At 39.0% G+C, this 11,746-nt stretch carries 7 protein-coding genes and 2 pseudogenes; 7 read left to right on the forward strand and 2 right to left on the reverse strand.

The features are described from left to right. The 4 genes from UC75_RS20560 to UC75_RS07080 all read left to right on the forward strand — a co-directional run. On the forward strand, nucleotides 1–109 hold a 109-nt coding region (locus UC75_RS20560), incomplete at its 5' end, for a hypothetical protein (RefSeq protein WP_228137224.1). Next, complete coding sequence (locus UC75_RS07070) at nucleotides 106–1,908, forward strand: aminopeptidase P family protein (protein WP_049837138.1); 1,803 nt, start codon at nucleotides 106–108, stop codon at nucleotides 1,906–1,908. The genes UC75_RS20560 and UC75_RS07070, both read left to right, overlap by 4 nt. A gap of 340 nt (nucleotides 1,909–2,248) precedes the next feature. Beyond that, nucleotides 2,249–2,710, forward strand: coding sequence for a GNAT family N-acetyltransferase (locus tag UC75_RS07075; protein WP_049837139.1), 462 nt, complete (start codon nucleotides 2,249–2,251; stop codon nucleotides 2,708–2,710). Between the two features lie 246 nt (nucleotides 2,711–2,956). Further along, complete coding sequence (locus tag UC75_RS07080; protein WP_049837140.1) at nucleotides 2,957–3,541, forward strand: anthranilate synthase component II; 585 nt, start codon at nucleotides 2,957–2,959, stop codon at nucleotides 3,539–3,541. A 95-nt stretch (nucleotides 3,542–3,636) separates the two neighbouring features. On the opposite strand, the pseudogene UC75_RS07085 reads toward UC75_RS07080, so the two are convergent. Then, nucleotides 3,637–6,401, reverse strand: a pseudogene (locus UC75_RS07085) (M1 family metallopeptidase). 13 nt (nucleotides 6,402–6,414) lie between these two features. Next, nucleotides 6,415–9,147 carry a TonB-dependent receptor plug domain-containing protein gene (locus UC75_RS07090; RefSeq protein ID WP_049837142.1) on the reverse strand — a complete coding sequence of 911 codons (2,733 nt, stop codon included), beginning with the start codon at nucleotides 9,145–9,147 and terminating at the stop codon, nucleotides 6,415–6,417. A 357-nt stretch (nucleotides 9,148–9,504) separates the two neighbouring features. Between UC75_RS07090 and trpD the strand changes: the two genes are divergently transcribed. From trpD to UC75_RS20565, 3 genes and pseudogenes are all read left to right on the forward strand, one after another. Further along, nucleotides 9,505–10,554 (forward strand): anthranilate phosphoribosyltransferase, encoded by a 1,050-nt coding sequence (trpD, locus tag UC75_RS07095; protein ID WP_128825213.1) that lies wholly within the window; start codon nucleotides 9,505–9,507, stop codon nucleotides 10,552–10,554. A 9-nt stretch (nucleotides 10,555–10,563) separates the two neighbouring features. Next, complete coding sequence (gene trpC, locus UC75_RS07100; RefSeq protein WP_049837144.1) at nucleotides 10,564–11,370, forward strand: indole-3-glycerol phosphate synthase TrpC; 807 nt, start codon at nucleotides 10,564–10,566, stop codon at nucleotides 11,368–11,370. 9 nt (nucleotides 11,371–11,379) lie between these two features. Beyond that, nucleotides 11,380–11,746, forward strand: a pseudogene (locus tag UC75_RS20565) (Smr/MutS family endonuclease); the annotation flags it as partial.

The raw sequence follows: 11,746 nt of genomic DNA on the forward strand, positions 1-11,746 counted from the left end.
TTTAGCGTTAGTGATTGGCGCAATCGTGTTATTTTTATTAAAGAAACCTATCAATAGATTAATGAACAAAAGTACCAGTAAAGTTCAACCTGAGTTGGAAACTATATGAGCGTTTTAACTGTTCCAGAAAAACTTGAGAAACTTCGTGAACTCATGCGCAATCAGCATGTTGATGCTTTGATTGTGATGAGTGCCGATCCGCATATGTCAGAATATTTACCAGACTACTGGAAAGCAAGGCAGTGGTTAAGCGGTTTTAGTGGTTCGGTTGGTACACTCGTCGTGACTCAAAACTTTGCTGGCCTCTGGGCAGATGGTCGCTATTGGGTACAAGCTGAGCAACAACTTGTTGGAACTGGCTTTGAACTTCAAAAATTAACAAGTGATGAATCTTCAACACATCTCGCTTGGATTGAAAAGAATCTACAACCAGAATCAGTCATTGTGGTAAATGGGCATACTTTATCAATTCAGCAATTTAAAGCACTCGAACATACTGCACGAGTTAATAATTATAAACTCGAAACCCAGCAAGATTTAGTCGGAGAAATTTGGTTAAACCGCCCAGAACTTCCATCAAAGAAAATTCATCTCATGCCTGAAGGGTTAAATGCCCTATCTCGTAAAGAAAAAATCCAGGCTATTCGTGAGACATTAGTTAGCAAGAATATTGCGGGTCATTTCATTTCATCTTTAGACGATATTGCCTGGGTCTTAAATGCACGTGGGCAAGATGTAGAATATAACCCTGTGTTTCTTTCACATTTATATGTCAGTGCAAAACAAACTGTTCTTTTTATTAATGCTGAAAAAGTTGATGTAAGCATTCAGCAAGCTTTGGCAGCCGACGGTATTGAAATTCGTAACTACGAAGATACAGCTAAGTTTTTAGCGAATATTTCTGATGCCTCTGTACTTTTAGATCCAGCGAAAGTGTCGATTTTTCATGAACAAGTCATCGCAAAAGATATTCGGGTTGTATATGACATCAACCCGAGTACACTTTTTAAATCGCGTAAACATGAAAGCGAAATTGCTCATATCCGTCATGCAATGGTTAAAGATGGAGTCGCGCTTTGCCACTTTTTTCACTGGTTAGAAGAAACACTTCATCATGGTGAAAGTATTTCAGAATTGACTATTGATGAGAAAATTACAGCCTTCCGTGCTGAGCAAGAGGGTTTTATAGGCCCAAGTTTTTCAACGATTGCTGGCTTTAATGCCAATGGTGCTCTACCCCACTACCGTGCAACTGAAGAGCACTATTCATTTATCGAAGGCGATGGTCTATTGCTGATTGACTCAGGTGGGCAATATGTAGATGGAACAACCGATATTACTCGTGTTGTTCCTGTAGGCACGCCAACAGGGCAACAAAAACATGACTATACTCTGGTTTTAAAATGTCATATTGCTTTGGCAAAAACGATTTATCCAGAAGGTTTAGCTGCTCCTCTACTCGATTCAATTTGTCGTAATACTTTATGGCAACATGGTTTAGATTATCGACATGGAACAGGCCACGGCGTAGGCTTTGCGCTTAACGTTCACGAAGGTCCACAAGTACTTTCTTATTACGCACCTATACATGCTTATAGTAAGTTGCGTGAAGGAATGATTATTTCTAACGAGCCGGGCTTATACCATGAGGGACAATATGGAATTCGCATTGAAAATCTGGTTGCAAACAAACTTCACTCTGGATTTGAAAAAACTTACGGTGAATTTTTGGAGTTTGAAACACTGACTCTTTGCCCGATTCATTTAGATTGTATCGTTGTTGATATGCTAACTCATGAAGAGAAAGACTGGTTAAATCATTACCATCAAACTGTTCAGGAAAGACTCGCTGAACACTTGTCTGGAGAAGTTTTAGACTGGCTGATTTATAACACTAGAGCGATTTAATCTTCTTTTTTAACTCAGGCAGAATAATTTTCTATTTTGTAATAAAAGCTATTTTGCCTGAGTTATCGTTATCTCTATTTTCCAACAAATTAAGATGTATCAAAGCTGGTTGAGTTAAATAAAGTTCTAATAAGAAAGTGCTATTTTTTTCTAAAAAATAAAGTGAAGTGAAATTTTTCATCAAAAATCCTTCAACTATTAGCCATCAAGCAATTTTTAATTTTTATTAGTGATTACGAAACATAATAGTAACTATAAAGAGGTAGTTTGAAGAAAACTTTGTAAGCACTATGCTATTTTTAACCGTATTCAATGTTTCTTTGAATTAAAGGGTTTCCCTATGCAAGTATCCAATTTCGCAGTCACACGTGATGATTATTATACTGTTTCTACAGATCCCTCTAAACTCGACATAGAAGTGATTCATTCTTTTTTATACCATTCAAAATGGGCAAAAGGGATTGATTTAGAAATAATGCAAATCGCCATACAAAACAGCTTATGCTTTGGGTTATATGATCCGAACAACCAACAAATTGGTCTTGCTCGAATCATTACAGATTATGCAACCTTTGCTTATGTAAAAGATGTTTTTATTATCGATGAGTTTCAAAAATTAGGTCTAGGGCGATGGCTGATGGAATGTTGCTTAGAACACTTGCAAACACTTAAACTTCGCAGAATTATGTTACTTACCAGTACAGCTTCATGGCTCTATCAAAAAATAGGGTTTACTCCACTGAATCAAGAAAATTTTGTGTGGCAACTTTTACCTACTAATACAGAGGCAATTTCAAATTAAATTATCGATTTTCCCTACTCTTTTTTAGTTTAATAAATACATCAACTTATAATTATTAATATGCTTTTGCTAGCAATAAAGCATGAAGTTATTACAAGCCAAGCAAATTCTGGTACATTAGCCGCTTAGATAGCGGCTTTATTTTTGCCCAAAATTTTAGTGAGATACTAAAAGCGGGTAATTAAACGGGTAAAAATTTAAACTGCTATTTAAATAAACACTATATATCAAGAGGTTAGACTAAAAATGCTTCTAATGATCGACAATTACGACTCTTTTACCTACAACATCGTCCAATATTTTGGCGAGTTGGATCAGGAAGTAAAAGTTGTTCGCAATGATCAAGTCACATTAGAGAATATTGAACGATGGCAACCTAAATACCTTGTAATTGGTCCTGGCCCTTGCTCTCCAAGCGAAGCAGGCATTTCAATTCCAGCAATCAATCACTTTGCTGGGAAAATTCCTTTGCTTGGCGTATGTTTAGGGCATCAAAGTATTGGGCAAGCTTTTGGCGGAAAAATTGTAAGAGCCAAAACGGTTATGCACGGACGTTTATCTGATATGTACCACAGCAATAAAGGTATTTTCAGTAATCTTCCTAGCCCATTCTCGGCAACTCGTTATCATTCTTTGGTGATCGATCAGCAAACACTGCCTGATTGCCTTGAAGTAACGTGCTGGACCAATGAAGCAGATGGCTCAATGGAAGAAATCATGGGTGTTAAACATAAAACACTACCTGTTGAAGGTGTGCAGTTCCATCCCGAGTCGATCTTGAGTCAGCATGGCCATCAAATCTTTAAAAACTTTCTAGATATCTACGCATAAGGCAGCCGTAAATAGATTATTTTAAAAGTAATTTGATAAGAACCTGAATAAAAAAGCCAACTACGATCAGTTGGCTTTTTTCATGCTTGAATCAATTACAACTTTAACTGCTGCACAATTGATCCATCTTGTTTTGCCACCAAAGATTCGCAGAGTTGAATACGTTCTTTGGTCTGTTTCAATCCTCTTTCCACTCCGACCAATTCTTTAGTTCGTGGTGCAAAAAAGTCATTTAACTGGACTGCTTGTTGTTGGGTACATGCTGCCCCACTAAACATTGCAGGAAAACGCCCAGCCGAAGATTTACCTAAACGATCAAACACGGCGTCATGATTTACTTTAAACCAAGACCATAAGCCACCTTGTTCATCTCCATAATTATTGATGGAGTTAACCACAGTACGAACCTCACCGACTTTAACACGCGGGTTTAAAATCAACTGTCGTGCTTGTTGGCGTGTTGCTTCTTGATTTGCTGAACCTAGAGCCGTAAGAATTGCAAGACGTTGTGTCGGCTGAGTCACGCGTTGTAGCTCTCCAGATAAACGATCAAAAGCAGGTTGGCCTTTTTCTTGTACACGTATAGCTAAAATGGTTGGTAATAATTCAGGAGTTACTTGCGCAAAGTTAAGCTGTTTTTGAGCAAAGAGAGCATCTGACTGTTTTAACAGTTGTGTACGGACTTCGGGCACTTGAATATCTAAAGCAAGAAACTTAACTAACTCACTACGCCACAAACTGTCTTCAGCTGATTCACCTGTTTTGCTGACATAACCCAACTGATTTAATTTAGGTAAATATAAATTGGCCAAGACTTTTCTAAAATGTTCACGTTCAGCTTCTGTTTTCAACACATGACGATGAATCGTACTTAACTGGGAAAACAGCGCTGTACTAATTTGTCGGCTATTCGAATTGGCGAATTTCTTCGCAGCATCTACGACAGCCAATAAATTAATATCCCCATGGTTAAATGCCGCTGAAATCGCGTAGGCGTAGGCCAACTGTTCACTGTTAGAAAGCTTCTCTGTAGCGGCAGTTAGACGAGTAAACTCTTTTTGAGGCAAACTAAATTGGTAATACCCTGCCGCATCTGCATTTGGAATATACCAACTGCCAAGGTTAGCACCCTTGAGTTCAATCTTAGCTTCTGCTTGGTCTACCAGCTCACACCGGACCTTACTGGCTGCATTTGGAACTTCATAACGTACACATAACGGTACGCCCCAGAGGCTTCTTGCATCACCTTTTGAGCCCACAGGTAAATAACGAGTTTGCTTCACATTTAAAAAGACTTTATTGCCTTCTTGCTGTAGTGAAGTATTGATTAAAGGTACACCCGGTTGATCAAGGAAACTTTTCATCGCTTTGGCAAAGCGCTCACTTTGTCCAGACTGCTCTGCTAAAGCGCTAATTAAATCATTGGCTGTCGCATTACCATATTGGTGCTTATTAATATAATTGCGTACGCCTTGTTTGAATTTTTCTTCGCCTAAGTAGCTTTCAAACATATTTAAAACAGCCGCACCTTTTTGGTAAGTAATACCATCAAAAGCCGTTTGAATATCAGCATTGCTTAAAATAGGCTGACGTATACGACGTACACTCACCAAACTATCACTTTTCATCGCATCAGCAGTATCTGCAATACGTTCTAGGTCAGCATTAAATTCAGGATGTATTTTTTGAGTGATTTTACTTTGCATCCATGTGGCAAAAGATTCATTAAGCCACAGATCATCCCACCATGGCATCGTGACAACATCACCGAACCATTGATGCGCCAGCTCATGTGCATTGACATTAAATGAATTCTGTACAAATGAAACTGGTGAGTCCTTATCTAGCAACATTAGATAGTCTCTGAAAGTAATCAACCCAGGGTTTTCCATTGCACCAGCGGCGAAGTCTGGCGCTGCCAGTAAATCGAGCTTGTCAAATGGATAACCAAAGGCAAAATAGTCTTCTAAAGTTTTTAAAATGGCTGGCGTTTCAGATAAAGCATGCTGCATTTTTTCAGCTTTAGCATCAGGCGCAATACCACGTAACTGGATAGGTTGCTTACGCCATGAAGTTGCTCCAATATCTGGCCCTTTTTGTAATTGCCACGGTCCAACAGCCAACGCAAGTAAATACGTTGGTAGTGGTTTGGTTTGTGCAAAACTTAGTGTTTTCCAACCCGACTTCTCTACTTGCTCAGATGTTTGTTGGGTATTGGCAAACCCTGAATATTTGCTTGGAATCGTCAAACGAATATTAAACGGCGTTTTAAAACGTGGCTCATCAAATGACGGAAATGACTGGCGTGCACTAATTGCTTCCATTTGAGTCATGACATAAGGTTTACCCTCAAACTCGATTTTATAAATACCGTCGAGCTGTTGGTCGTACGCCGCATTAAAATCTAGAACGAGTTGATACTGGCCTGCGGGCAAAGTCTTGGCAAATTTAATTTTACTTACCCCATCAACCTCGGAGGCTTGCTCATATTTTGCTTTGGTTTTAACGCCCTCTGCCGATGTGATATTCACATCTTTCACCGTCAAAGATTTACCATGAATCCAGATGTGATCTGTGGCTTGAGCCAGCTTTAAATGAATCGTAGTTTTACCGGTATAGCCTTTTTGTGCGGGATCAATCTTAAAATCTAAATCATAAGATTCGGGTATGACCCACTCGGGTAATTTACCAATCGGGATTTGTTCACTGTTATTCGATGCAAAAATCTGTGTTGCCGATAAAGATAATAATGTTGTAAGTAGTAATCTTTTTTTAAATGAAGGCTTGACCGACATAAGGGATCTATCCTCTGTAGTTTTAAATAAAAAGATGCAGCCATTGCTGTACCACTTCGCTGCATCCATACATCATTCTTAGAATTTATAGTTAAACTCCAACCAACCTTGACGGCCGAATGGCGAATATAATCCTACCGGATAATACGGCCAACCGCCTGTGTCATCTCGTTTCACTTTGTCAAACAAGTTATTAATAATGATTGAAGCAGAAGCTTTTGGAGAGATTTGATAAGTAGCACTCCAGTTCACTAAATACGTTGGGCTTAAATAGGCAGTCTGGTCGCCGTTTGGAATTTTGCCATAACGATTAACTAATACTGTTGATGCCCAATCACCAAAGCTCCAGCTGAGACTGGTATTAAAACGGTCACGCCAATCCTGAATATTTAAATCTTTTAAATAGTCATCTTTCTCGTGATCTTTTGATTGTTGATATTCATGTTCTAGTACACGACTATAATTTACCGTCCAGAGAAAGTTACCAAAACTGTCTGTTTTCCAACGCCATCTGCTAGTGAAATCAATCCCACGGGTATGGTCTGATGCAGCGTTAATCGGAACGATATTTATATTCTTAATCACATTTGGGTCGACAACTGCATTTGCAGGGTTACGCTCCACACGTGCTAATGCATCAATACAGGCTGCAGAGTTAATATCTTGGTTGCCTAAACGACAATCTGCTTCTAAACGTAGAATTTTGTCATCACTCAAATTTCTCACAAGATTATCAATTTTGATATCCCAGTAATCGATGCTAATGTCAAACTTATTAGTTGGCGACCAAACAAAACCTGCACCATAAGATTTACCCTCTTCAGGTTTTAGCTCTTTGTTTCCGGTTAAAGTGTAGTTCGCCCCAGGTGCGTAATCTTTAAAGCTACATTTATCTAAAGGTTGTCCCGTCTGGCTACAACGTAAATAATCGGTGGTCTTTTCGAAATAACCTTTTTGTTTATTTAAAAACAGATAGTTCATATCTGGTGCGCGAAAGCTGGTCGCGTAGTTACCACGCACCAATAAAGTCGGATGTGGTCTAAATTCTAAACCCGAACCGAAAGTTAGCTTATCAATGCTGTTATCTGACAAAGCATAACGATCATAACGTCCAGACAGGGTTAAATTTAACGGTTTTGCTAAAGGTAAGAATAATTCTGCTCCAAGTGCTTGGCGGGTACGTGTACCGCCATATTCGCCACTAGAGCTTAAATTATAATATTCACCATTTTCGATCGCCTCATCTGGCTTAATCGAGAAGCCTTGACGCCCAATTTCAGCCACAGCCGCAAGTTTGGCCATTCCTGCAGGTAACTTAAATATGTCACCATTCGCGCTTAAGGTTAAACTTTGCGCCCACGACTTATCTTTTTCTTTTGTTGTGCCCGAAATACTTTCAAATTCACTTGCTGTGAGTGGTCGACTTAAACGATCTAAGCGAGGTGAATAAATAGGAATACCATCTGCATCTGTACCAAGTTGCTGACCTAAGAAATATTCATCAACATTCGAGCGTAATAAGCCTTGGCGGCGTAGCTGACTAGTATAAATAGAACCATTATAGGCTGCTTCATAACTCCAGCTCGTTTCTCCAATATCCCCTCGAATTCCGAAGTTTAAGTTCGAAGAAAGTTCTTTCCATTTTTTATTTATTCGTTCTACCCCGCCTAATTCTTCAGGCGCAAAACGACGATTCCAAATTTCATAATTTCCCGAATCTTGATTTAGGAAATAACCACTCGACGCACCTAAAGAGGTCCATATCGGACTACGGGTATTATTTTCAATTTGATTTGCCCCAATTAAAAAATCGGCAAATAGTTGGGTTTTATCATTTAACTCATAATCTAAACCGAGATAACCATTTTGACTGCGATTTTGAGTTTGAACAGTCCAATAAGTCGGTCGTGCCAAACCACTGGCACAATTGTCCGCCCCTGCTTGTCCAATATTATTAACTGATCCGTTAAATAAACCATTAAAGGCCTGACACCCACCAATTGAAAGATATTTTCCAGTATCAGCATTTTTACGACCCACAATCGTGTCAGGTCTCTCTCCCAACCGCGTTCGGCTCTTCATAAAATCTCGATCGGCTGCCCATATCGGCTCACGACCACTAAGCTCAACCCCATAAACAAGGCTGAGCTTGTCTAAAGTCTTACTGCCACTTAGTTGTAAACGTAAGTTTTCACCACCTTCTTTTGTTCCACCTGCCTTAATATTAAATTGAGTACCGTCTGTTTTCTTTTTCAGAATGATATTCACCACGCCTGCAATTGCATCTGAACCATAAATTGCAGAGGCACCACCGTTTAATATTTCAATACGATCAATAATGGCAGTTGGAATATTGGCTAAATTTACGAAATTGACAGAGCCATCATAAGGTACAGGATAGTCTGCAACCCGATGTCCATTAATCAAAGTTAAAGTATGATTAGGCCCTAAGCCTCGTAAACTAATGGCATTAGCCGCAGGTGTAAAAGTATTTCCATAATCGGCACCTTGTACAAAACCCGTGTTCTGCGTCAGGTTATTGAGTGCATCAAATGCATTACTAAAACCTTGTTTTTCAATATCGGCTGCGGTAATTACCGTCACACTGGTTGGGCCATCTTTTTGTGCTTTTGAAATACGAGATCCTGTCACAGCAACACGGACTACTTTATCTGGTTTAGTTTGGTTTTGTGGTTGCTCTACAGTTTCTTGTGCATAGCTTTCTAATGGATGAAACAGTGCAACAAATACAAAAATAAATGAGCGCTTATTTTTTAACGTCCCTAGATATTTCAAGTTATTTAAATACATATTTATTAGTAGACAAAATAAAGATTGCCCTAATATATCCACTTTAATTTGATTGATTTATACACATTTTTCCTAGGTATATTTGTGTTTAAGATATACCAAATGGTTAATTATTTATCATAAAAACTCACAATAAACTAAAACCTTTTTCCATAAATAAATTCTGTTTATTAATCAAACTAAAGTAAGAAACGAGCAAAATTTTTAAAACTATGATCGAACAACAAAAATCTTTGATTATTTTCTGCTAACATAGCTCCCCGTAGCTAGTGAATCATGGAACGCAACAAGCCGAACCTTCCACTCTTGATCAACTTCACCTAAAAATTTTAATCATTAATGCTGTAAATCATGACTATGAATATCCAACAGGCGCTCAACCACATTACCAAAAACATTCATTTGACTCAGCCTCAAATGGAAGACATCATGCGCAGCATCATGCAAGGTGAGGCAACTGAAGCACAAATTGGTGCTTTAATGATGGGCTTACGCATGAAGGGTGAAAGTATTGATGAAATGACTGCAGCTGCACGTGTCATGCGTGAATTTGCGATTAAAATTGATGTCAGTGATATCAAACATTTAGTTGATATTGTGGGGACTGGCGGCGATGGACAAAACTTATTTAATGTCTCTACTGCTTCAAGCTTTGTGATTGCGGCGGCAGGTGCAACCATTGCAAAACATGGTAACCGTGGTGTTTCAAGTAAATCAGGCTCATCAGACCTACTTGAACAAGCAGGTATTCATCTTGATTTAGATATGCAACAAACCGAACGCTGTATCCGTGAAATGGGTATAGGTTTCTTGTTTGCACCAAACCATCATAAAGCAATGAAATACGCTGCTGGGCCACGTCGTGAGCTTGGTGTCCGCAGTATTTTCAATTTACTGGGGCCGCTTACGAATCCAGCGGGCGTGAAACGCTTTGTGATTGGTGTATTTTCAGATGAACTTTGTCGCCCAATTGCTGAAGTTATGAAGCAACTCGGTGCTGAACACGTGATGGTTGTTCACTCAAAAGATGGTCTTGATGAAATCAGTCTTGCTGCTCCTACTGCTGTTGCCGAACTGAAAGACGGCGAAATTACTGAATGGACACTTAATCCTGAAGATGTCGGAATTGAGTCACAAACCTTAAGTGGTTTGGTGGTTGCTGATGCAACGGCAAGTCTAAAATTGATTAAAGACGCTTTAAGTAAAAATAAATCCGATATTGGTGAAAAAGCAGCAAATATGATTGCGCTTAATGCAGGCGCAGGTATTTATGTAGCTGGCATTACCAAGACTTATGCTCAGGCTGTTACCTTCGCGCAAGATATTATTTATGGCGGACAAGCTTTAGAAAAAATGAGTGTTTTGGCTGAATTTACTAAAACATTAAAACAATGTCAGGCAGATTAAGGACTTCTCATGATTAATATTCAAAATACCATTTTAGGTAAAATTGTTGACCGTAAACATGAGGAACTTGCTGCACGTTTAAAACAACGTAATTTGCAAGATGTTGAAGAACTCGCAAAAGCTGCGACTCCAGTGCGTGGCTTTGCAAATGCTTTGCAACATAAACGTCCAGGTGTAATTGCTGAAATTAAAAAAGCGTCTCCATCAAAAGGGATTATTCGCGCAGATTTTAATCCTGCTGAAATTGCAGAGCAGTATGAACAAGCAGGTGCGGCATGTTTATCGGTACTGACCGATGTTGATTTCTTTCAGGGTGCAGATGAAAATATTGCGATTGCCCGTAATCATTGTGCCCTGCCTGCTTTACGTAAAGACTTTTTGATCGATCCATATAATGTAGTTGAAGCACGTGCTTTGCATGCTGACTGTATTTTATTAATTGTTGCTTGCTTGTCTGACCAGCAACTCGAAGAAATGTCTAAAACTGCGTTTGAACATCAACTCGATGTATTAGTTGAAGTTCATGACGAAGAAGAAATGGAACGCGCTTTAAAGCTTTCTGAGCAATGTTTATTAGGTGTGAATAACCGTAATTTAAAAACGTTTGATGTGAATTTAAATACATCCATTCGATTGAAAAAATTACTTCCGGCCTCACGTTTATTAATTACTGAAAGCGGTATAGCGACACCAGATGATGTGCATATGATGCAAGAGCATGATATTCACAGCTTCTTAGTCGGCGAAAGTTTTATGAAACAACCATGTCCAGATCAAGCTTTTACTGCCCTTTTTGGACAACCTCAAACGGTTTAATGAAGATATATGAGTAATAAAGATTCATCGCTTTCTAAAGAGCAACAAAAGTTATTGAAGCAATTTAAAAAGCAAATCTCCAATCCTCATTCAAGCAAAATCGCAAGTCAGCCTGAGACCAAACAACCTCAGGCTGAGTCTGAAGAATTGGAAAATGCAAATCTGTTTCAAAGCGCTGTAGCAGGTGTTAAACCCATCAATAATAGTAATATTGCTGATGTAAGAATTCCTCGCACAAAAAAAGTTGATGCTCAAACATTAGCTAAACGTGCAGCTGCTGAAGGTGGTCGTGACACTGAGCATGCAGAACTTTCTGATACTCAAGCTGCTTTAAATCCGGTCGCAAGCCAAGCGACCTTAAGCTATCGCATTGCGA

Origin of the sequence: Acinetobacter sp. V2 (assembly GCF_001188385.1) — a bacterium.
GTDB lineage: Bacteria > Pseudomonadota > Gammaproteobacteria > Pseudomonadales > Moraxellaceae > Acinetobacter > Acinetobacter oleivorans.